The following is a 22,655-nucleotide window of genomic DNA, read 5'->3' as shown; positions in this document are numbered from 1 at the left end:
CACGCTTCTCACTTTTTAACTATGTAAGGATGGCCCCATGAAGAATCTACATTTTGGTGCAGGTAATATTGGCCGTGGTTTTATCGGCAAGCTTTTAGCCGACGCAGGTGTTCATGTCACCTTTGCCGACGTTGCCGATGAACTCATCACTGCGCTGCAAGAACGTAAGTCTTACCCAGTACGCGTTGTTGGTAGTGAGGTTCAAGTCGATACCGTCACCAATGTCGATGCCGTCAACTCGAAGAATAACCAAGCAGTACTCGATCAGATCGCCAGCACAGATCTGATTACGACAGCGGTTGGACCTAACGTTTTAAATATTATTGCTAAAACACTGGCCGAAGGCTTGGCTCTGCGCATTGATCAAGGCAATGAAAGTTACCTTAATATCATTGCTTGCGAAAATATGGTGCGTGGCACTAGCCATCTAAAAGCTGAGGTGCTCAAGCATCTTGATGATTCATACCACGCTAAAGTTGAGGCGCTAGTAGGTTTTGCCGATTCGGCCGTTGACCGTATTGTGCCACCTTCGGACAGTGACGACATTTTAGAAGTCACCGTTGAAGAGTTCAGTGAATGGATTGTCGACCAAAGCCAATTTAAAGGTGACGTTCCTGATATTAAAGGTATGGAACTAACCGATAATTTAATGGCGTTTGTTGAGCGTAAACTGTTCACGCTCAATACTGGCCACCTTATTACCGCTTATCTGGGTGCTCTGGCGGGCTATAAAACCATCCGCGAAGCCATTGAAGACGATGCCGTTAAAGCTGATGTAAAAGCAGCAATGCAAGAGTCTGGTGAAGTTCTAGTGCGACGTTATGGCTTCGATGCTAAGGCGCACGCTGCCTATATCGAGAAGATCCTCGGCCGCTTTGCCAACCCCTATTTGGTTGATGAAATCGACCGCGTTGGCCGCCAGCCAATCCGCAAGTTAGGTCCTGCCGATCGCTTAACCAAACCATTACTCGGTACCATGGAGTATGGCATTGCAAACGACCACCTTATAAAAGGTATGGCGGCTGCGTTCTTTTACATTAACGAAGAAGATCCACAAGCGGTTGAGCTACAAGCCATGTTTGCCGATAAAGGCTTAAAGCAAACACTGGCACACTACTCTGAACTGCCACTCGACAGTGACGAGGTGGCACGTGTTGAAGCGGCGTATCAGGCTTTGAAATCGGCCTAAAGCTAGCGAAACTTACGCGCAGTGTGGCGGCTCTCGCCGCACTGCTGCTTTAGATTTAAGTATTTATTTTACCCCTAAGCGTTACTATCTAGTGCTTCTCATTACAGTTACCCAGCTAACGCAATCTATGCTGTTTTTACACGCTAAACTACAGGCTAAATAGCATGCTTTTATGGTGTTCTTTTTGACTTTGTGGCATGTTCTAACCTGACAAACACTAACCGATTGTTTATAGATGCTGGTCACGAATCAACGCACCAACATATAGGTATACTTTAAACCCCTCTTTCAACAGGAACCTCCATGCTTAACCCTTTACTGGTCGCAAAAAAAATATTCTTAGATGCTGCCCTGGTAAAAGACCACAAGTCTCTGGTTAAGCTCATTGTGCAACGTATTCGCACCGCGTTATCTGTAGATGTTTGCAGCCTCTATATTATGCAAGAAGGTGAGCTGGTATTAACCGCCACCGAAGGTTTGGCAGAAGAGGCCATTGGTAAAATTCGCATGCCGCCAGGCCAAGGCTTGGTGGGTACCATTGCAGAGCGGCAACATCTGCTTAACCTACCCTATGCCGAAAAACACCCTCGCTTTAAATACTTTGAAGAAACCGGTGAAGAGCGTTACCAAGGCTTTTTGGGCGTACCGCTGATTCATCATGGCGATGTTTTGGGCGTTCTAGTGGTTCAGGTTAAAGAGACCCGCCGCTTCAGTGAAGAAGAAGAAGCCTTCTTAGTCACCATGGGCGCAAACCTGGTTGCCAGCCAAGCGGCCAGCTTGAAACGTTCGACTCGTGAAGAGCGGCCATTTACTGCTCACGAAGTTCGCCATGTGCGCGGCTTAGCCGGTGCTCCGGGCGTTACCATTGCCAAAGCGTGGGTCGTTCGCAGCGACATCCGCCTAGAAGACATCAGCGTTCAGCCCGGCTCTGGCCTAGAGTTTGAAAAGTCTCGCATCAAAGACTCTTTCGATAACTGTTTAGAAGAGCTTGCCAGTGAGGGCAATACTCAAGAAGAAACGCTTTCCGCGCTGATTGAGGTTTATCGCTTACTGCTGAGTAGCCCAGAATTGCATGCGGCAATCGATAAACACTTAGCAACTGACGTCAGCGCAAGCAGTGCATTAAAGCTCGCTATGCTTGAGCAGATCGCTATTTTTGATGCCGTTGAAGATCCTTACCTAAAGGCCCGTGCCGATGATTTACGCGTCTTAGCTGCTCGCGTCTACCGCCATTTACAAAATTTAGAACCCGAAGTCATCAATACCGATGAACCCATTGTGTTGATCGGTGAGAACATCACCATTGAACATTTTGGTCGCATTAATCCGGCATTAATAGCTGGGGTTGCCAGTAACCAAGGCTCGACGCTTTCACATACCTCGGTATTGGCAAATGCTTTGGGTATTCCGGCTATTGTTGGTTTGCAAGAATCCAACCTCAGCGCCATGCATCACGCTCAGGTTATTCTCGACGGTCATCGCGGCATTCTGATTGCCAATCCGCCAGAGGCTGTAAAAGAAGAATATCAGCAGGTTATCAAACAAAACCAAGCCCGCCAGGCTAATCTGGCGCACCTGAAAAGTTTGCCTGCCGAGTCGATTGACCAACAGCGAGTAAACCTCTATTCCAATACCGGCTTGCTGGCCGATATTCGCCCCGGACTAGAACGCGGCTCCGAAGGCATTGGTCTGTATCGTTCTGAAATTCCTTTTATGGTGCACAACACCTTCCCGACCGAAGAAGAACAGGTGCGCATTTATCGCAAGGTGCTGTCTGCTTATGCACCCAAACCCGTGGTGATGCGGACACTCGACATCGGTGGCGACAAAGCTCTGCCCTACTTCCCAATCCAAGAAGAAAACCCCTATCTGGGTTGGCGCGGCATTCGTTTCACGCTTGATTATCGCAACATTCAGCTCGACCAGATTCGCGCCATGCTGCTCGCCGACATCGGCTTGGGGAACTTGCAAATTATGGTGCCAATGCTGAGCCGAGAAGATGAGCTACTGCGTATTGGCGCGATTATCGATGAGGCGGTCAGTCAGCTTAAAGAAGAAGGCCATGCGGTCGTGCGACCACCGATTGGCATTATGGCTGAGGTGCCCGCGGTGATTTGGATGCTGCCACACCTAAGGGATCATATTGATTTTGTGTCTATTGGCTCAAACGATTTAACCCAATATTTGTTGGCGGTCGACCGTAATAATCCGCGCGTTGCTCATCTGTTTACGCCTTTTCATCCGGCGGTATTACGCGCCATCTATGATATCGCTCGCGAATGTCGACGACTCAACCTAGCAGTCAGTGTCTGTGGTGAAATGGCTGGGGATCCAAAAGCAGTATTGGTGTTATTAGGTATGGGCATAAGAACCTTAAGCCTGTCTGCTTATAAACTGCCACTGATAAAGTGGCTAATTCGCAATATTGAAATGCGCGATTGTCGGCTACTACTGGACGATATTATCGACCTACCTAATGAGAAAGAAATTCAGAAAAAGCTAGAACAACGGCTTGATGAAATAGGCTTTACAGAAAAGTTTACCTAACTTAGCAACCGTTGATTGCTGCTGCACTTACGCATCAGCAATCAACAGCAAAAACAGAACCGCTAAAAGAAAAAGTAGCGCACTGCCTGTAAAACCAGCAAAGCAAAAACACCAGCCAAGACGTCGTCGATCATAATCCCCAAACCGCCGTGCACACGCTTATCTAGCCAACCAATCGGAAACGGCTTAATAATATCGAACAGGCGGAATAAGACAAAACCAGCCAACAGCCAAGCCCAGTGCAAAGGTAATGCGATCATAGTGATCCAAAAACCAACAAACTCATCCCAAACAATGCCGCCGTGATCGTGTACTTGCATATCTTTTGAGGTTTGACCGCACAAATAAATACCCAAGACAAAACTAACCAAAACAACCACCAGATAGAGCGGCAACGAGAGCTGAGCCAATAGCAAATACAGTGGCACCGCAGCAATGGTGCCAAAGGTTCCTGGCGCTTTAGGGGCGGCACCACTGCCTAAACCAAAGGCTAAAAAATGTACCCAATGATTATTCCAGCGTCGCTGTGAAGGTTCTAACATGTCGTCCTCGTTTAAAAATGTTGGTAGCCCTGCAAAGCAGGCTTGATTTGATGGGTTCCATCATACCAGCGAACATCGCCGTTGCCGCGAACAACGCGACCAACAAGACTAACCGGCTGATTAATGGATTCTGCTAATAGTGTTATCGACTGACGCGCCGCCTTAGTTGCGGTGAAACAGAGCTGGTAGTCGTCACCTCCGGCAAGCGCCAAAGCAAGATGCTGCGGCACGTTAGGCTGCAATTGTTCAGCAAGTGGTAAGGCATGGATATCGAATTCTAAATCGACCTGACTGGCCCGAGCAAGATGTCCGGCATCGCCCATTAAACCGTCAGAAATATCGATTGCACTGTTCAAGAGGCTGCTCGCTTGCTTGGCAAACAGCATGGGAATATCAGGTTGCCAATAGGCGTTTAACCATTGGCTAGGAATAGAAGTTTTCGCGCTTACAGCCTGAGTGCCCAAATTAGCGTCGCCTGATGTTTCATCGTAGCTGGCAAGGATTGTCGGTAATGCAGCCGCTGCACCACCTAAACGGCCAGTAACCCAAATATCATCGCCCGCTATAGCTCCGCTGCGTAATAGCGGTTTGGCAACACAGCCATGAACACTGATGGTCACGGTAATGAGTTTGGAGCGAGTGGTATCTCCACCTGCCAAAACAATTTGGTACTGCTGCGCTAAAACTCTCAACTGTTTGGCAAATTCGGATAACCAATGGTCGGTGAGATCTGCAGGTAACGATAACGCCAAAGTAAAAAAATCAGCGCTCGCACCCATGGCAGCAAGGTCACTCAAGGCCGATAAAAACGCGCGCGAGGCTACCTGATCGGGCCGCGCCTGCTCTGGGAAATGCACCCCCTGAACTGCGGTATCGGTCGAAATAACCAAGGGTTGATCACCTTGCCAAACTAAGCAGTCATCGCCAATACCCAGCTTCAGGTTTGAGCAGTTTGTCGACCAGTCGGTAAAGTGTGTTTTTATCAGATCAAATTCGCGCATGCGCTCTAGCAAGTTACATTGAAGGCGCATTATAGAGAAAAGCTCGAACTAAAGCCTACTCATTATTTTTAATCGTAGGCTAGAGCTTTACGTGTTTTTTGATAAAGCAGGCTTTCCAACAAAGCGGTCACATCTTAATAGAGCAAACTTAAGCTAAAAGTGCTCCAATGGAGACGGCCCGTGAAACCTGTAAAACGGGATGCTAAATAAATAAGCCTAGATAGGCCGAGAGCCATATTTACTTTCAGGCTTTTTCGGTGGATCTGCCCGATAACCTGATTCCACTTGAGTAACCGCACCGCCCTGAGCTAAAAATTTTTCTACTTCGCTGTTCATAGCAGAGCGAACGTTTTCATTGCATTTCGGGGTACGCGCCAACTCTTCTGTTGTGATTGGGCCTTCCGGTAATTTTTTTTCTGCTGTCATTTTCTTCTCCTTTTGCAGTATTGCACTCGCTTATCAGCGCACTGCGACATCACTAAAACCCTGAATCCTAGGGTTATTTTTTGCTAAATAAACAACGTCTAAGCAAACGAATATTGAGTAAACTTAGTTGCCGTTAAAACGACATTGGCCGCTGTCGATCGGTTTTCGTTATTATTATATTGACCAGCTTAATGTCTGTTTCAGCAAGCATTTATGCAGCCAAACAGGGCACCGCCAGATAACATCAGTATATATAGTCGCTGCCATTGGCATCCGCCAGTAATTCGCAGGCTTTTAGCAAAATTTTTTTCATCTCCATCATCCTCGTCTGCAATGATGTGAAAATTAATCAACAATCGCTGAAAAAGTTGGTTTGATGCGTTTAGCGGAAGGCCTATAATGGTCGGCTAAATTCAACAACTGGATACTCTTTCATGACTCAAACGAACGCTTCTTGGGGTGGCCGATTTGCCGAGGCAACCGATGCATTTGTCGCAGAATTCACCGCATCTATTGGCTTTGATGCTCGGCTGTATCGTCACGACATTGAAGGTTCAATTGCTCATGCAACGATGCTGGCAAAATGCAATGTGATTACCGAGCAAGAGCAGCAGGCTATCGTTGATGGTCTTAAAGCCGTGCAAAGTGATATTGAAAATGGCGACATGCAATGGTCAGTCGCATTGGAAGACGTACACATGAACGTCGAAGCTGCCTTAACGGCGAAAATCGGCACAGTTGGTAAAAAATTGCACACTGGCCGTTCACGCAACGATCAAATTGCCACCGACATACGACTTTACTTGCGCGATGAAATCGACCACCTCGCCAGCGAGCTAACCCGCTTACAGGCGGCGCTTATCGAATTGGCACAAACTGAAGCCAATACGATCATGCCCGGCTTTACCCACCTACAAACAGCACAGCCAGTCACATTTGGTCACCACCTATTGGCTTGGAATGAAATGCTACAGCGCGACTACGAACGCATTATCGATTGTCGTAAGCGCGTTAACATTATGCCGCTTGGCGCTGCGGCACTAGCAGGCACAACTTATCCGATTGATCGAACCATTACTGCTGAGTTACTGGGCTTTGATCGCCCTTCTGAAAACTCTCTGGATTCGGTTTCAGACAGAGACTTTGCTATTGAATTCACCCAGGTCGGTGCATTGATCATGATGCATCTATCACGTATGTCTGAAGAGTTAGTTCTGTGGGCCTCAGCTCAATTCGATTTTATCGACCTACCTGACCGTTTTTGCACCGGCTCTTCAATTATGCCGCAAAAGAAAAACCCTGACGTTCCGGAATTAGTCCGTGGCAAAACAGGGCGCGTTTATGGTCATCTGATGAGTCTTCTAACATTAATGAAATCTCAGCCATTGGCCTACAACAAAGACAACCAAGAAGATAAAGAACCTCTGTTTGACACCATCGATACGCTTGCTGGAAGTCTACGTGCTTTTGCCGACATGGTGCCGCACATCAAGGCGAAAAAAGACAGCATGTATCAAGCCGCTGCCAAAGGCTATTCAACCGCCACAGACTTAGCAGACTATTTAGTTAAAAAGGGTTTACCCTTCCGAGATGCGCATGAGGTTGTGGGTGAGTCTGTCGCTTTTGGTATTGAACAAAGTAAAGACCTTGCCGAACTGACGTTAGCGCAACTACAGCAATTTTCTGATTTGATTGAGCAGGATGTTTTTGATGTCTTAACGTTAGAAGGCTCTGTTGCTGCTCGAGACCACCTTGGCGGTACAGCACCAAACCAAGTGTTAGCAGCCTGTTTACGGGCGCAGCAAACACTGAAAGCTCGTAGCTAATTAAAAAATAACGCCCTTGAAAAAAGCCCGCCAAGTATGGCGGGCTACTCTAAAAAGATTCAACTTACCTTCAATCTATATCTCAAAACCTTCAATCTAAATCTTCAAACTGAATTAGAGCAGGTCAAAAGCTATTCTTTAAATTCTAATTTAAAAAAAACACTGGCTAATCAATAAAAGAAAAGCTGCTCTGATCATGTGCTGCGTGACTGACTGCAATCGAACTTAACGATAATAATTCTTCTAAGTTATCGCCATGATCTGGATACTTCACCACACCAACAGCCACCTCGGTAGAAAACACCGCCGCTGCGTAATCAACCGGCTCTCGACTCTGCTGTATTAGCGTTTCTGCCAATTGTTTAATGGTGCGTTTAGCTTGATCTCCGTCGAGCAAAACAACAAAGCTTGCATTGTCCACTCGAGCAAAAAGATATTCTGAATCAATATGCTGAGAAAATCGTTCAGCCAATACTCTTACCGCCTCTTGTGCCGAATGACCGCTAACTGATCGATCAATTTTATCAATATTCAGTATGCTGATCTGCATACAATAAAAGGCTTCTCGCTGTTGCCACTGCGGCCAATAATATTCGACACCTGATCGATTCAACAACCCGGTAAGCTCATCATTTTCGGCAAGGTGGCTAACTAATTTACGGACATCATTAAGTTCTCGCTGTTGTTTATCTAACTGGCCACTCATATTGCGCATACGTTCTAAGTTAATAAGATTTGCTAAAGCAATACCGATAACCGGCGAAATGGAATTAAGCAAATTAATGACCTGCTCATCAAAAACAAAGGACTTATTTGCCTGCACCAAAAATACACCAACAACTCGATTTTCACAGGTTAATGGCAGCTGAAATAATGAAATTTTAGTTTTCGGATGATCAGGATGCGGGTAGACCTTGCTGAGCTCAATGTCCTGCTTAAGCAATGCTTTCCTTTGCTCTATTACCTCGACAGCCCACATTTTGTGCTGAATAGAAATGCATTCTTTAGGATCTACAGGCTGCCCCTGCTTAACCACAGAGCCACCTTTTAATTTACCCTGATGAATTTCACAAATTGCGATAATGTCGACATCCAACCAATGCGATAATTGTTCATATAGCCGTTGCAACATGGTCGCATGGTCCAACGCAGAGTTCACATCGATAGCAATTTCATTGACCGACGCAAGCAAACTATTGGCTTGTTCCAGTAGTTGATTATTCTCCTGCTGCTCCTGAACCTGATGTCGCAGCTGTTGATAGGTTTCTTCCGCTCTAAATTTAACCCACTGTTGGGCTAATTCATTTTCTTGTATTTCACGCGATGCTTTCTCTGCCGACTGAAAGTGTTCCGTGGCATTTTTATAAGCAGAGTGAGCAACATAAAATTCAGCCATGGCTATGTGAATTCGATGCCGCAGCACCATCGGAAGGTTTTCAATGGCCAACAGCACATTAAACCAGTTGACGCCTTTTTTTGGCTGATCAGATTTTAGGATATCGAGCGCGGCTTCATAACATAAAAAATACGCATAGCCACCGCCATAATCGACTTCGCGCCAAAGCTTAGCCAAAATCGCTTCACCCTTTTTAACGCTTTGGTATTTCATAACGAAGCGACCAGAAAAATAGGTAAACAGATCTTGAATATTTTTATTTTTTACATCGAATATTAAATTCCGGCAACAAATCAACTGGTCATGAATGAAGCGCTGATTACCGCGATGAAAGGCAATACGCAACAGCTGTAATTGATGCTCGACCTGTAACACGCCGTCTTCTAACTGCTGTCGCTTTATACTTTGTAACTCTTCTTCTGCTTCAGACCAATAGGTTAGATTCATTAAACCACGTGAAATGGCCAGTTTAATAAGTACTTCTAAATAGTCGCGATTTTCTGCATGGGGGATTTGTCTTTGTGCTGCCCGAAACTGTTCAATGGCTTGAACAAAATCGCCCAAATGAACATAGCAACAGCCGAGCCCATAATGGCACTCTGCATTGAATTCAGTGATATTTAAGTCTTTGAAAATGGCGTTAGCACGCAAAAAATAATCCGTCGCCAAATCGTCAATTCGATTCTCTAAATTCGCCTCGCCAAGGACTAAATAAGCAAGACCTAAGGTTTTGATCGAGGCGTTTTTCTGGGCGACCAATACAGCTTGTTCCGCCACTATTTGTGATTGTTGCGGATCTATTTTTACACTGCGCAAGGCTGTTTTAAGATCGTTATATAATTTTTGTTGTTTCATCTAAGCAAACCTGAATGCAATTGAAATAGCCTTACGTAAGCAGCAAATTAAAATACAGGTTGTTTCTAAAGCGATCTGACTCTGCTGTCATTAAATCTGCGGTTATTAAAACAGTGTGGCGATCCAATCACTCAATCGCTGTATGCCTTGTACATCCTGTTCGGTAAAGTCATCCAGCTGATCGCTATCAATATCGAGCACGGCGACAACTTCTCCATCTTTAAGAATAGGTGCAACCACTTCAGAACGCGAGGCGCTACTGCACACTATATGGCCATCAAATGCATCAACATCAGGCACCCACTGCAGCGACTTGTTTTTCCAAGCGGTACCACAGACGCCCTTGCCATAACCAATACGAGTGCAAGCAATGTCTCCTTGAAACGGCCCTAGAACCAACTGCGCCTCTTTAACAACATAAAAGCCGACCCAAAAAAAACCAAAGGTTTGCCGCATCGCTGCTGCGATATTGGCTAAGTTCGCGGTTAAATCCTGTTCACCGTGGCAAAGAGCTTGCAGTTGTGTTTGCAGCTGGTCGTATTGCAATTCGGTACTGGCACTTGGGTCATAATCTAATGTTTCTGCCATATTAATCTTCCTTCTGATTAGGCTGATGGATCGAATGTGCAATCGCTTGATATAAGCTTGCAGCCTCTTTTTCCATATCTCGTTGTTGATAAAGCTCTGCCAGTTGCACTGCTGCGACCAAATCCTGTTGTTGCCAAGCGAGCTCTAACCAGCTTTGAGCGCTGCCCCATATTTTCAAATTAAAATGCAACAAGCCCACCACTCGGCAATAGGTCGCGCTGGGTTCGGCTGGCTTAAGGCTGTGCAAGTAATCGAGCTTAAGCTTATCGTCAATATTCAATGCCAATAACAGCTCACACTGATCCAACTGATGAGGCTGCAACAGAAGCTGTTTTATGCGTTTAAATGCCGCGCTATGTTCGCCAATAGAGATCAGGTATTGAATTTCTGCAACACATATTTCTGGCAAGGCTTTTTGCGCTTTGTTCAACGGCTTGAGTATTTTTTGACTCTGTTGTGGTTCGCCTAAAACCTGCTTAAACGCCATAACCACAGCCTGCACCAACCAGCGCTGACGCTCATCTGGTTGCACGCTGTGCGCACCAATGATGTGAGCGATAGCATCACTGGCTTGGCTGTTTTCAATCAATGCCTGCCAGTATCTGCGTTGCAGCCGTGGCAGTGCCGCCAAGGTTGGATGATCCTTCAACAGGGCGATAAAGGCTAATGGCTGATCGAGTTGCCAGTAACGCTCTGCTTGTAACATTAATGCGTAGTCAGTCAGTTCCGCATCCTGCTGAGTAAAGGCGGTGAATTGATCTGGCCATTGCGCATGCGTGACACCCAGCGCCAAACTCAATGCTCGCGGCAAACGCTCTGAACCGCCAGCCTTTGCCACCTTTTGTAACGCCTGGCTTGCGCCCTCTTCGTCACCGAGCATCCACCGGTCAATCGCCTGCTTAGTTTCGATACGAGCTTGTCGACGCCGACGGCGTAACTGCAACTGGCCTAACCATCGAGTCGGCGCAATTCGCTGCAGCAGCCAGATACCAAAATAAAGCGTCAACAAAAAACTAATGATCAGCGCTACACCGACCCAAAAGGTGGTTTCTACTAGCCAACCATTCCAGCTTAACAACATGACGCCAGCGTCCTTGGACATCATTTGTGCCAATACGCCGCCGAGCAATAAGACGACGATAAACAGCAGCAACAGCGGTGCTAATTTTTTCATTCGTCGCCCTCCGATAATTCAGTCGTTTGATACTCGGAAATGTATTGTTCGATCAACTCCGTGCTCGCAGAAATATCCGGCCAACTCGGGTTTAATTCTGCACCAGATAACTCCGTCAACTGAGCCAAGTAAGCATCGACAGATACTTGGCTCTGCATTTGGCTGATCAATGACTGGCTTTGCTGCAATGCGCTGTCGTATAATGGCTGATTACGCGCCAACAATGCCAGCTGAGTTTGCTCGATACGTAACAATGTCTGTTGTCGCCATTGCTCAAAGGTGGTTTGCAATGGCGCAGCTTGCATAGGTACATCTAAGCGACGCACCACAACTATCTGCTGCAAACTTTGCAAGAAGCCTTCACTGGGTGCTACATCATCAGCCAGCGCTTGCTGTTGCGCCGGTTTTGGTAACCACTCTAGCTGTCGGATTTGATCAGCTATCGCCTCCAAAGCAAAGTAATGCCCATTAATATCAGCCGACTCAACATTGTTAAGCGCTAGAATATCTGCCGCCAATTGACGTCGCAAAGGCAACACAGCGGCTTGGTCTTGCCCAGCTAAGACGCTATCAGCTGACTTTAATAGCCGCACGGCCATGGTCGCAGAGCTGTCTAATTGCAAGCGTTGCTGAGCTAAGCGGGTTAGGGTAAGTGCTTCTTCCAGTGGCCACTGATTCTCGCCATTGCTGGTATATTGATTTAGCCTCTGAGCAGACTCAACGACCAATTCTTCCAGTTCGTCACTTGCTTGCTGCCAGCCCTGCTGAGACTGATCGAGCTTATTTTCTAACACTTCGATACGTTCACGCTGTTGTTCGATTTGCTCAACTAATAACGCCTGTCGCGCTTTATATTGCTCGACATAATCTGAGGCGAAATCCTTTAACCAATAGCCAGCGTAAGCAATCGCAGCAATAGCGATACAGATAACATATAAAGCCAGTGCTTTTTTTGTTACGAAGATCCGCAACTTACTGGTTTTGGCTACTGAAGAGTCACTATCTGCTTTTGCTTTTTTGCGTTTTTTAGCACGGGCTGCTCGTTTAGCAGCGGCTGATTTAGTCGCTCGGTTTGAACGGTCTGCGCTGTCATCCTGCTCTGATTGCAAGGCCGCGTTACTATCGGTTACTTGCTCGGTAGCGGCAGTTTCTACAGACTTTTCAGTCGATGGCTGTTTATCTGATTCGTTCATAATCTAACCTGTTCATGCACCGCGACGGCTCTAGGCGCCAGCGTGCTGTTTAATTAGCCTACTTAGATCCTCCGGCGTTGCACCACCGGCTTGGAATCGATTGATAATACCCTGTTGTTCGGCCCACTGATCCAACCTATTTGATGAAAGCCACCATGCGCCCGGCCAGCTGCGCCAAAATTCCGCAGCCTGCGCAATAAGAGCTTCACCCAAATATTCAGAACTGAGCCACAGTGCTTGGCACGTTGTAATCAGCTCGGTCATCTGTGCTAACACCTGCGTATTAACTGCCCGCTGATAGCAGCGAATAACGCCTACCTGAACACCCTGCTGCTGCAGAGTTTGTCGCATCCAATCGCGACCACCTTCACCACAAATAATTAGATAGCGCTGCGACGACGTCAACGAGCCTTGAACCATTTTATAAACATCTTCAGAGGTATGGCCACTGCTTGGGTATTCTGCTGGCAAGCCGTACTCGCTTAATACTCGCGCCGTTCGTGGACCATTACAAAGCCAACGCACCCCTTCTGGCGGCATTGGCCAATACTCATCTAATGCATCAACTAATACTTTCGCTGCCGTTGGACTGACACAAAAAACTACTGCATTCAGATCCAAGTTTAACCATGCCGTTTTTGTTTCTGCTGTTTGCGGCAATAGATCAATCTGCCATGGATCGCAAAACACCGGCTCGACAGACTGTCCATCTAATAGTGCTTGCCATCTGCGCTGTTCGCTCTGCGCTTTGGGGATTAATATTCGCATTAAACGAGCTCAGCTAATAGCGCGTCAGCGCCCTGACTGCGTAATTTATTTGCAACGCTTAAACCCAGCTGCTCGGCCTGAGCAAGCTGTTCATCATCACTGCCAACTAGAGTGATTTGCTCCGCCACTTTAAGTAGTTGACGACCATCGACAGAGCCAACTCGGCCCTCAAGCGATAGCTGGTCATCGCTCAATAATGCAAAGCCGGCAATCGGTACCTGACAGCCGCCATCTAAAGCTCGATTCATAGCCCGTTCAGCGCTAACCCGTAACGCAGTCTCGCGATGATAAAGCGGCTTTAACAGTTGGATAATTCGCTCATCCCCTTGCCGAGTTTCGATGCCAACAGCACCTTGACCACAAGCAGGCAGCAAATCATCTTTGTTGAGCCGTTGAGCAATTCGCGCTTCTAAGCCTAAACGCTTAAGGCCAGCCGCTGCCAGCAGAATGGCGTCGTACTCACCATCGTCTAATCGCTGTAAGCGAGTGCCCACATTGCCGCGCAATACCTTTATGGTCAAATCTGGGCGAATGGCCAACAGCTGGGCTTGACGTCTTAGACTGGAGGTACCGACAACGGCACCTTGAGGCAAAGCTTCAATGCTATTGAAGTGATGACTGACTAGAGCATCGGATGGGTCCTCTCGCTCACAGATGATCGGCAGCTCAAATCCTTGCGGTAACTGCATTGGAACATCTTTCATTGAGTGTACGGCGATATCTGCCGCATCGTCAGTCATTGCAACTTCTAATTCTTTTACAAATAAACCCTTACCGCCAACTTTGGATAGCGCCACATCTAAAATTTTGTCGCCTCGTGTGCTGAGCGCGACAAATTCCACCTGCAAATCTGAATGGTGTTTTAGTAGCTCTGTTTTTACATATTCGGCTTGCCAGATGGCGAGAGGACTTTTGCGAGTGGCAATTCTGATTCGGTTCGTCATTTCTATTCTTATGTGATGTTAGCTGTGTTTATGCTGTTAGCTGGATTAGCCGATAAAGGCCGAGCAAGCGTTGAACAGGAGTACAACTGCAAGCCTGTAAGCAGATTCAGTCTGGCTTCAATTTAACGCCAAAAATCTGTAACGCCTATGCTCTATGACACCAACAGCTTATAACGTGAATAAAGAACATTGCGTTAATGGCTATTCTGCGCGATTGGTTTTATGTGTTTCGACAAACTTAATCGCGAAATCAACCGCCTTAATCACCGCGGCCTGCATCTTTTGGTATTCTTGTGTTTCTAGATAAAAAGCCATATCAACCGAGTAGCGATAATAGCGCGACGGCAACTGATTGAGAGCGACGCAGGCAATGTCGACCATCATTTCATCGTCGATCGGATCTTTGTCGCTGCGTTTTTTTAAATCGTCAGCCACCATTTTTTCATAAAAATTTGAGATTTGGCTTTCAAAGTTCATTGGCTTACCCCTTCATTAACACAGAATAGTGTTGCATCCACGGAATTCATCGGCTTGCCAAATAAAAAACCCTGTATTTGGTCGCATTCCATACTCAATAGAATATCTCGTTGTTCCAGAGTTTCCACTCCTTCTGCGATAACACCAATACCTAGTCGATGCGCTACATTGATCATTGCCGCCACAATTGCGATATCGCGCTCGCCATTGGCCATATTGGTAATAAAAGAACGATCAATTTTTAACTTATCGATAGGGAAGCGAGACAAGTAACTAAATGAAGAATAACCCGTACCGAAATCATCAATAGCAACGGTAAAGCCAAGTTCTTTCAAGGTGTGTAACTTCTCGATCGCCGCCTGTTCATCATCGATTAACAGGCTTTCGGTTAACTCGATTTGAATGGTATCCGGCGTTGCAGGGTAGTCAGCAAGTGCGACCTCGATAGACTCAATAAAGTCTTGTCGGCTAAATTCTTGCGCCGAGACATTAAAGGCAATTTGCTTAAGTTTAATTGCCGGCTGGTTTTGCCAGTCAATGCTTTGCCTTAAAACTTCACGCATTGCCCAATTACCAATGCCATGAATTAAGCCGGTTTTTTCGGCCAAAGGAATAAAGACATCTGGCGGTACATTTTTGCCATGGTTATTCCAACGCATTAAGGCTTCAAAGCCAACCAACGAGCCGGTTCTTAAATCTTGCTGCGGCTGATAAACCATGGCTAGCTCATCCAATTGCACGGCATGCCTGAGGGCATTATGAACACGCTCAGACTCTCGCATTTCAGCTTCAATCGATTCATCAAACAGCAGAAAACTTTGTTCAGGATCACGTAGTGAATCTAATGCGATGTTGGCTTTTTGCATGACAAACTGAGCACTGCGCGAGGATTTTTCACAGACCGCACCGCTTTTAATCTTGAAGTAATGTTCTCTATTACCTGACACATAGGGAGCTTCACCGCATTGCTCAAGCAGGCTAGTCAAGTAGCGGCATTGGCGTTCTGTTAAGCGACCAAAGTAAAGACAGCCAAAAAGGCTGTTATCAAATCGGATTACTTCAGCGCGACGCTCACCAAAGCTGTCGACTGCGCGATATGCTCTGGTTAAACGTGCAGACAAATCTTTAACAAATTGATCAACAACCAATAAGCCTTGGTTAGATAACAAGGCCGAGGTGCCGATTACGCGAGTCATGACCAATGTAATATCAAGCGACTCATCGTGCAGATCATTCACCAACTGTTCGTATTTTTGTCGATTCGCCAATTCGCAAATCGGGTCATGAAACGCTAAGAAATGATTATGAGCACGGATTTTTTCTTGTTCGGTAACGTCTTCACCATAAATATGAATACGACCATAATTAGGCATCAGGTGAACGCTAAACTTATACAGCCGATCTTTCAGCTCACGATTCCACACTGCCGTGGTTTGCTGTTCGGATTTCAGTTTATTAAGCAGCATGCCATAGTCGTCAGGCAACAACATGGAGACATCGTCTGAGTAGGGCAATAATTGCTGTAGCGCCTTATTGGCGGCAACATTGCTGTAGATGATTTTACCGTTAAAGTTCAAACCGAAAACAGGATTGGGGTTGTCTTCCAAAAAAGGCGCTAAGCGATAATCCTTTGAGCGACGCCCCATAAAGTAGGCGTTAAGACCCAAACCTAATAGCGTAAAGCCCAGTCCAACGCTGATATAGTTTGCTAGATGAGCCAGCCGAGTTTGCTGTTGATGGCAGTCGAGCAATTCCCAGAGAATCGCTGACTCAAGAATATCAGATTGAAAAACATCAACCGATGCTGGCTGATTAGGGCTTGCACTATAGTCGAACAAGTACTGTGTTAGTTCACTAACTGGCTGATCCGTATTGCCGACTAGCTCAGGCAAGTTATTAATAATTTGCTGTGCATAGCGATTTAATACCGATTCTTTAGCTGGCCGCTGTTCGGCATGCTTCTGCCATTGCATCAGCGATTCATAGGCGACAATAAGTTCGTTAGTCTGAGCAAAAACTCGACTTTGTTTTACGCCCAAAGTAACCGAACCGGCCAACAATAGTAACGCTATAAAAACTAAAACAAACAGCAGTTGACGAGCATTCACTGAAAAAACGCCTACAAAATAATTCAGGTTTAGATTGATATAGGAAAGCTATTAAACAGCTAGCCTACGGCCCTATGACTTTCGTTCTACCCCTAAGCCAGATACGTTTTGGAAACCACGAGGCAACTTGTTACCACGTCGACCTCGCTCTCCTTGATAATGCTCTAAATCAGCACCGGTTAATTTCAACTTACGCTTACCGGAATAAACCAACAGAGTTTCTTGCGCACCTAACACAGCAACAGAAACCATAAGCTCCTCGCCATTTGAGGCTCTCGACGCTGGAATATTGATAATTTTATTGCCTTTGCCTTTGGCCAGCTCTGGTAAATCTCGCAATGGGAAGACCAATAAGCGACCTTCATTGGTCACGGCAGCTAAGTAATCGGTGGCAAACTGCGCTACCGGCTCAGGCGATAACACCTGTGCATTTTTAGGTAGGTTAAGCAGTGCTTTACCGGCTTTATTTTTACTCACCATGTCTGAGAGCTTGGCAACAAAGCCATAGCCAGCATCGGAGCAAAGCAAATATTTTTCTTCAGCTTGGCCCAACAACAAACCCTTAATAGTTGATGCTGGCTGTAAATTTAACCGAGTTGTTAAAGGCTCACCTTGGCCTCGAGCCGATGGCAAGGTGTGGGTTGCCAGCGAGTAAGAACGGCCAGTGGAATCAATTAGAACGGTGGCTTCATTGCTCTTACCTTTCGCCATATAGGCAAAACCATCACCCGACTTATAGCTCAAACCTACGGGGTCGATTTCGTGGCCTTTGGCTGAGCGAATCCAACCTCGCTCCGACAAAATAACGCTGACTGCTTCAGAAGGTAGAATATCCGACTCACTAAAGGCAGTAGCTTCACTACGACTAACCAGCGCTGTACGACGGTCATCGCCATAGGTTTCGGCATCGGCCAAAATTTCTTTTTTAATCAATGTCTTCATTCGAGCTTTAGAGGCGAGAATTTTTTCTAACTTATCGCGCTCGGCAGATAAATCATCTTGCTCGCCACGAATTTTAATTTCTTCTAGCTTAGCAAGCTGACGTAATTTAATTTCTAAAATCGATTCTGCTTGAATATCGGTCAGACCAAAACGAGACATTAGCTCGACTTTAGGTTCGTCCTCGGTACGAATAATCTCGATCACTTCATCGATGTTCAGATAGGCAATCAATAAGCCATCTAAAATATGCAGTCGAGCATTCACCTTATCTAGGCGATGCTGTAATCGGCGACGTACCGTTTCTGTTCTAAAGACCAACCACTCAGTTAAAATGTCAGCCAAGGATTTTACTTTCGGGCTGCCATCAATACCGATAACGTTGAGGTTTACCCGAGCGGTTTTTTCAAGGTCGGTGGTGGCAAACAGGTGGTTCATTAAGGATTCGGCATCGACGCGATTGCTGCGCGGCTCAATGACCAAGCGAGTCGGATTTTCATGGTCTGACTCGTCACGCAAATCCGCAACCATCGGCAGCTTCTTAGCCTGCATTTGAGCTGCAATTTGCTCAAGTATTTTTGCGCCAGAAACTTGGTGAGGCAGCTCAGTAATAACGATATCGCTACCTTCTTTCATGTATTTAGCACGCAAGCGAACCGAGCCACGGCCGGTTTCATAGACTTTTTGCAACTCTGCTTTTGGCGTGATTAATTCAGCACCGGTCGCATAATCTGGACCACGAACATGCATCATCAGATCGGCAACAGAAGCATCCGGCTGATCAATCAGATGAATACAGGCGGCAGCAACTTCTTTTAAATTATGCGGAGGAATGTCGGTCGCCATACCGACAGCAATACCGGTGGTGCCATTTAATAGCACATGCGGCAGGCGCGCAGGCAACACCGTTGGTTCATTTAGACTGCCATCAAAATTGGGCACCCAGTCGACTGTGCCTTGACCCAACTCTTCTAATAACAGCTGCGCATTTTTATGCAGCCGAGATTCGGTATATCGCATTGCAGCAAACGATTTAGGATCGTCTGGCGAGCCCCAGTTACCCTGGCCATCAACCATTGGGTAACGATAGGAAAACGGCTGAGCCATCAATACCATGGCTTCATAACAGGCACTGTCACCATGCGGATGGTATTTACCAAGCACATCACCGACGGTACGCGCCGACTTTTTATGCTTTGCCGAATTACGTAAACCCAACTCGCTCATCGCATAAATAATGCGTCGCTGTACCGGCTTTAGACCATCGCCCACATGCGGCAAGGCTCGGTCCAAGATGACGTACATGGAGTAATCCAGATACGCTTTTTCGGTAAACTCACTCAGCGATAGTGATTCAGTAAAATCAGCACTTTGTTCAGACATGGAAAAACCTGTTAAAAATCAATCAATTAAAGCTAATATTTTGCATTTGCCGTATGTTGCCCTCTAGTGTCTCAGGTTCCAGCACAACCTACAACATTAGTCATCAAGATGATAATGAGGCGACAACTCAACAACAGCATCAATAAATGCTTTAGCGTGATCAGGGTCGACAAACTGATGAATACCATGACCTAAATTAAACACATGACCAGAGCCGCGACCGTATTCTTCGAGGATGCAAGCGACCTCTTCACGGATTCGCTCAGGCTTAGCATAAAGCACGCTTGGGTCCATATTCCCCTGTAAAGCCACTCGATCGCCGACCAGTGCACGTGCATCGCGTAGCGATGTCGTCCAGTCGAGCCCTAACGCATCGGCACCAACCGAAGCCATCGATTGCAGCCATTGGCCGCCACCCTTACTGAATAAAATAACCGGCACCGTGCGGCCTTCAGCTTGGCGATTCAAACCCGCAACAATTTTCGACATGTACTTTAGAGAAAACTCTTGGTACGCACGATGACTCAGCGCGCCACCCCAAGAATCAAAAATCTGCACCGCCTGCGCCCCAGCTGCGATTTGCGCATTAAGGTATTCGATAACGACATCTGCTAATCGATCGAGCAACTGATGCATTAATTCAGGCGTGTCATAAAGCATCGCCTTGCTATGCCGGAAGTCCTTGCTGCTGCCACCTTCAATCATGTAGGTCGCCAAGGTCCAAGGGCTACCACTAAAACCGATAAGTGGCACTTTGCCGTTAAGCTCATGGCGAATGGTCGATATCGCCTTCATGACATAACCCAAGTCATCCTCAACTTTAGGAATAATGAGCTGGTCGAAATCCTGCTGTGAACGGACAGTGCGCTTAAACTTTGGCCCTTCACCGGTTTCAAAATAAAGGCCTAAACCCATGGCATCAGGAATGGTCAATATATCAGAGAATAGGATGGCAGCATCGAGCGGAAACCGCTCCAGCGGCTGCATAGTCACTTCGCAGGCAAAGTCGGCGTTTTTGCATAGGCTGAGGAAGTCGCCAGCCTTAGCTCGGGATTCTCGATACTCAGGTAGATAGCGACCTGCTTGCCGCATCATCCAAATCGGCGTTCTATCAACGGGTTGCTTAAGTAGCGCTCTTAAAAAACGATCGTTCTCTAGCTTGGTCACATTCTTTACCTAAAAATACTGAGTATTCAGTATACTGATTGATTTATTGGCTTACGACGGAATTTAGTTGGATATGAATTATTTGGGGCACTGCCTACTATCTGTACAAACGCCGTCAGCCTTGATGGGCAGTCTTTGGCCCGACTTTGCGAAACGACCGGAGGCTGAACAGTGCTCCACTCTATTTTTGCAACACTTTGATCGCCATCAGCTTATCGACCAACTAACCGATACCAGCCCAACTCTCACACCTGTGCGAGACTATTTACGACCGACATTTCGTAAAACCACGCCGGTTGTTATCGACATGCTACTCGATCATCACATCGCTCTGCACTGGCAGAGCTACAGCTCACTAACGCTTGAGCAATTTGCACACAACAGCTACCAGCAACTATCCGAATTTAATGAAATGGCGTTACCGATACGACTGACCCAAACAATAGAAACGATGCGAAATTATAATTGGTTTATAGCCTACCGCTCGCCACAAGGTATCGAAAAGGCGCTTCAGGGTGTCGCCAAGCGGATACGTTTTACCAACCCACTAACCGAACAGGCCGCCACTGCAGTGGCAAGCACGCAGCGGTTTAAACGGCAATTCGATCAACACATCGATGAGCTCTGCAAACATTTAGAGCTATCTCTATAACCGCCTAACTCGCTATAAACATCTAAACGCTGGCTATAAATACCTAACTTAGAGTAAGTCGGCTCTAATTGATCGAAACGAACGTGCCCACGGCTGACTTGAACGGAACGGCTCTGGCAGCGTTGCTATGTCAGCTTTAGCGGCTGTCGTCGACGGGTAGCGACCATGAATCAAAATATACCAAGGCTCACCCTTATAGCGAGTAGCGACAATATCGTAGCGCTCACTGTTTGCTAAACCTTCTTTAATGGTGTTTAGCTGCTCGGCATTACGAACGCCAATCAGCTGCAAGGTGTATTCGCTATCCGTTGCAACATCAACCAAGCGCTGACTAACCTCTGCTTGCGCCTCGCTTGCATTGTTCGTCGCCGCAACCGAATCGGTAGCAGCAGAAACCTCTGGAACAGAAACACTAGGAGCAACAGTGCCGGAATCTTCGGCAACGGTGCTTTGAGCATCGTCTTCTTGCATTTGATCGGCAGGCTCGGCCTCTGTTGGCGACTGTTTTGACTCAACATTGGCAACAGCATTAGCGAGCTTTTCTTCTATTGTCGACAAGCCGACCACTTCGCCTTGATCTGCCAACTCAACTTGCTCAGACTCAGCATCTAAGCCACTGATACTGGCATTATAAAGTACCGCGATAACGACCAAGCAAAGCGCAGCAACACCTGCGATGATATGAGTAATCGGGAAAGAACGTTTTTTTTCTGATGCTTTGAATGTCGTGCCAATTAAAAAATCACGAGCAATATCATTCAGCGCTGCAGGCAACCCCGCTGACATTTGATTTAATCGAGCAACGTCTTTATTTGTAAATGGGAAGGTATCAACGCCACCGGCAGCTACTAGCCTATCTTTTAAATACTGCGCGGCATCGTCATCATCGAGCGGTGCCAGCTCATAAATATAAAAGTCGTCTTCGTTTACGCCATCAGGAAAGGACGTTAAAGATTCAGCCAACCAAAGCTGGCGGATTCGAAACTCGCTATCGGCACAAAGATCACGCAACTCTAATAAAGCTTGAGTCACTTCTGCGGAAAGATGATCGGCAAACTGCACAACGATGACAAACATTTCATCCGACTGAGCACGCGCAGATGCCTGCTGAGCAATTTGCGGCAACAGGGCTTCAGGGTCTTGATCACCACGTAAGCCAAGCCCAAGCTGGCCAATAATTTCTTTGACTAAGGCGTGTACTGTTTCGGTATCGATACCATCGACCCAAGCAACCCGCCAATCATCGTCTAATTTTCTTAATACATTTTGCGCAAGAGTACGCTTACCGCTCCCGGATGCACCGTAGAGTAAAATTTCTTGCGGGCTATAAGAAAGCAAATGTCGAACGGTTTCAGCAACATCGTACCTGCCACCGGCACCGCTAAAAACAAGCGCGTCAACTAGGGGGCCAAATGGGTCGTGGCGTAAATTATAATGCTGCTGCATACGATCAGACTGTTCAGTTAAATCCACAACACAC

General features: G+C 46.6%; 18 protein-coding genes. 4 read left to right on the top strand and 14 right to left on the bottom strand.

Going from position 1 to position 22,655, the window contains the following annotated elements; all coding sequences use genetic code 11:
- Window positions 1–37: 37 nt before the first annotated feature.
- Window positions 38–1,189 (top strand): mannitol-1-phosphate 5-dehydrogenase, encoded by a 1,152-nt coding sequence (locus tag FME95_RS10710; RefSeq protein ID WP_147714486.1) that lies wholly within the window; start codon window positions 38–40, stop codon window positions 1,187–1,189.
- 303 nt (window positions 1,190–1,492) lie between these two features.
- Complete coding sequence (gene ptsP, locus FME95_RS10705) at window positions 1,493–3,736, top strand: phosphoenolpyruvate--protein phosphotransferase (protein ID WP_147714485.1); 2,244 nt, start codon at window positions 1,493–1,495, stop codon at window positions 3,734–3,736.
- Window positions 3,737–3,798: 62 nt separating this feature from the next.
- Here ptsP and FME95_RS10700 read toward each other — a convergent pair whose 3' ends face one another.
- The 3 genes from FME95_RS10700 to FME95_RS10690 all read right to left on the bottom strand — a co-directional run bounded on the left by FME95_RS10700 (window position 3,799) and on the right by FME95_RS10690 (window position 5,705).
- Window positions 3,799–4,278, bottom strand: coding sequence for a phosphatidylglycerophosphatase A family protein (locus FME95_RS10700; RefSeq protein ID WP_147714484.1), 480 nt, complete (start codon window positions 4,276–4,278; stop codon window positions 3,799–3,801).
- Between the two features lie 11 nt (window positions 4,279–4,289).
- Complete coding sequence (gene thiL, locus FME95_RS10695; protein ID WP_187265508.1) at window positions 4,290–5,279, bottom strand: thiamine-phosphate kinase; 990 nt, start codon at window positions 5,277–5,279, stop codon at window positions 4,290–4,292.
- A 216-nt stretch (window positions 5,280–5,495) separates the two neighbouring features.
- Window positions 5,496–5,705: a hypothetical protein gene (locus tag FME95_RS10690; protein ID WP_147714482.1), complete on the bottom strand. Its 210-nt coding sequence runs from the start codon at window positions 5,703–5,705 to the stop codon at window positions 5,496–5,498.
- Window positions 5,706–6,139: 434 nt separating this feature from the next.
- Here FME95_RS10690 and argH point away from each other — a divergent pair, with 434 nt between their 5' ends.
- Window positions 6,140–7,531, top strand: a complete 1,392-nt coding sequence (argH, locus tag FME95_RS10685; RefSeq protein WP_147714481.1) for an argininosuccinate lyase — start codon at window positions 6,140–6,142, stop codon at window positions 7,529–7,531.
- 166 nt (window positions 7,532–7,697) lie between these two features.
- On the opposite strand, the gene FME95_RS10680 is transcribed toward argH, so the two are convergent.
- The 10 genes from FME95_RS10680 to hemE form a co-directional block, all read right to left on the bottom strand.
- Entirely contained in the window at window positions 7,698–9,782 is a 2,085-nt protein-coding gene (locus tag FME95_RS10680; RefSeq protein WP_147714480.1) for a sensor domain-containing diguanylate cyclase, read from the bottom strand.
- 105 nt (window positions 9,783–9,887) lie between these two features.
- Window positions 9,888–10,370, bottom strand: a complete 483-nt coding sequence (locus FME95_RS10675) for a GAF domain-containing protein (RefSeq protein ID WP_147714479.1) — start codon at window positions 10,368–10,370, stop codon at window positions 9,888–9,890.
- A gap of 1 nt (window position 10,371) precedes the next feature.
- Complete coding sequence (locus FME95_RS10670; protein ID WP_147714478.1) at window positions 10,372–11,544, bottom strand: heme biosynthesis HemY N-terminal domain-containing protein; 1,173 nt, start codon at window positions 11,542–11,544, stop codon at window positions 10,372–10,374.
- On the bottom strand, window positions 11,541–12,737 hold the full coding sequence (locus FME95_RS10665; RefSeq protein WP_147714477.1) for a uroporphyrinogen-III C-methyltransferase: 1,197 nt from the start codon (window positions 12,735–12,737) through the stop codon (window positions 11,541–11,543). Before FME95_RS10665 ends, FME95_RS10670 begins: the two co-directional genes overlap by 4 nt.
- Window positions 12,738–12,767: 30 nt before the next feature.
- The gene (locus FME95_RS10660; RefSeq protein WP_147714476.1) at window positions 12,768–13,505 is read right to left on the bottom strand and encodes a uroporphyrinogen-III synthase; all 738 of its coding nucleotides are present in this window, start codon (window positions 13,503–13,505) and stop codon (window positions 12,768–12,770) included.
- The gene (hemC, locus tag FME95_RS10655; protein ID WP_147714475.1) at window positions 13,505–14,449 is read right to left on the bottom strand and encodes a hydroxymethylbilane synthase; all 945 of its coding nucleotides are present in this window, start codon (window positions 14,447–14,449) and stop codon (window positions 13,505–13,507) included. Before hemC ends, FME95_RS10660 begins: the two co-directional genes overlap by 1 nt.
- Before the next feature lie 201 nt (window positions 14,450–14,650).
- A complete protein-coding gene (locus FME95_RS10650) occupies window positions 14,651–14,926 on the bottom strand; it encodes a late competence development ComFB family protein (protein ID WP_147714474.1) in 276 nt (91 codons plus the stop codon).
- Window positions 14,923–17,034, bottom strand: a complete 2,112-nt coding sequence (locus tag FME95_RS10645) for a putative bifunctional diguanylate cyclase/phosphodiesterase (protein ID WP_147714473.1) — start codon at window positions 17,032–17,034, stop codon at window positions 14,923–14,925. Before FME95_RS10645 ends, FME95_RS10650 begins: the two co-directional genes overlap by 4 nt.
- A 72-nt stretch (window positions 17,035–17,106) precedes the next feature.
- Entirely contained in the window at window positions 17,107–19,356 is a 2,250-nt protein-coding gene (gene parC / locus FME95_RS10640) for a DNA topoisomerase IV subunit A (protein ID WP_147714472.1), read from the bottom strand.
- 96 nt (window positions 19,357–19,452) lie between these two features.
- The gene (hemE, locus tag FME95_RS10635; protein WP_147714471.1) at window positions 19,453–20,523 is read right to left on the bottom strand and encodes a uroporphyrinogen decarboxylase; all 1,071 of its coding nucleotides are present in this window, start codon (window positions 20,521–20,523) and stop codon (window positions 19,453–19,455) included.
- A gap of 73 nt (window positions 20,524–20,596) precedes the next feature.
- On the opposite strand from hemE, the gene FME95_RS10630 reads away from it, so the two are divergent.
- Window positions 20,597–21,175 carry an acyl carrier protein phosphodiesterase gene (locus tag FME95_RS10630; protein ID WP_246109375.1) on the top strand — a complete coding sequence of 193 codons (579 nt, stop codon included), beginning with the start codon at window positions 20,597–20,599 and terminating at the stop codon, window positions 21,173–21,175.
- 48 nt (window positions 21,176–21,223) lie between these two features.
- Here FME95_RS10630 and FME95_RS10625 read toward each other — a convergent pair whose 3' ends face one another.
- Complete coding sequence (locus FME95_RS10625) at window positions 21,224–22,648, bottom strand: SPOR domain-containing protein (RefSeq protein WP_147714469.1); 1,425 nt, start codon at window positions 22,646–22,648, stop codon at window positions 21,224–21,226.
- Window positions 22,649–22,655: the final 7 nt, after the last annotated feature.

This window comes from Reinekea thalattae (genome assembly GCF_008041945.1).
GTDB classification, from domain to species: domain Bacteria; phylum Pseudomonadota; class Gammaproteobacteria; order Pseudomonadales; family Natronospirillaceae; genus Reinekea; species Reinekea thalattae.
Note: the sequence above shows the minus strand (reverse complement) of the source record. Positions and strands in the feature narration are given on the sequence as shown.

Bases quoted from the DNA above. Each gene is read 5' to 3' on its own strand.
- FME95_RS10630 (WP_246109375.1), top strand. From the start codon at position 20,597: ATGAATTATTTGGGGCACTGCCTACTATCTGTACAAACGCCGTCAGCC.
- FME95_RS10710 (WP_147714486.1), top strand. From the start codon at position 38: ATGAAGAATCTACATTTTGGTGCAGGTAATATTGGCCGTGGTTTTATC.
- FME95_RS10675 (WP_147714479.1), bottom strand. From the start codon at position 10,370: ATGGCAGAAACATTAGATTATGACCCAAGTGCCAGTACCGAATTGCAA.
- FME95_RS10700 (WP_147714484.1), bottom strand. From the start codon at position 4,278: ATGTTAGAACCTTCACAGCGACGCTGGAATAATCATTGGGTACATTTT.
- FME95_RS10680 (WP_147714480.1), bottom strand. From the start codon at position 9,782: ATGAAACAACAAAAATTATATAACGATCTTAAAACAGCCTTGCGCAGT.
- ptsP (WP_147714485.1), top strand. From the start codon at position 1,493: ATGCTTAACCCTTTACTGGTCGCAAAAAAAATATTCTTAGATGCTGCC.
- thiL (WP_187265508.1), bottom strand. From the start codon at position 5,279: ATGCGCGAATTTGATCTGATAAAAACACACTTTACCGACTGGTCGACA.
- FME95_RS10660 (WP_147714476.1), bottom strand. From the start codon at position 13,505: ATGCGAATATTAATCCCCAAAGCGCAGAGCGAACAGCGCAGATGGCAA.
- parC (WP_147714472.1), bottom strand. From the start codon at position 19,356: ATGTCTGAACAAAGTGCTGATTTTACTGAATCACTATCGCTGAGTGAG.
- FME95_RS10650 (WP_147714474.1), bottom strand. From the start codon at position 14,926: ATGAACTTTGAAAGCCAAATCTCAAATTTTTATGAAAAAATGGTGGCT.
- hemC (WP_147714475.1), bottom strand. From the start codon at position 14,449: ATGACGAACCGAATCAGAATTGCCACTCGCAAAAGTCCTCTCGCCATC.
- FME95_RS10690 (WP_147714482.1), bottom strand. From the start codon at position 5,705: ATGACAGCAGAAAAAAAATTACCGGAAGGCCCAATCACAACAGAAGAG.
- FME95_RS10665 (WP_147714477.1), bottom strand. From the start codon at position 12,737: ATGAACGAATCAGATAAACAGCCATCGACTGAAAAGTCTGTAGAAACT.
- FME95_RS10670 (WP_147714478.1), bottom strand. From the start codon at position 11,544: ATGAAAAAATTAGCACCGCTGTTGCTGCTGTTTATCGTCGTCTTATTG.
- argH (WP_147714481.1), top strand. From the start codon at position 6,140: ATGACTCAAACGAACGCTTCTTGGGGTGGCCGATTTGCCGAGGCAACC.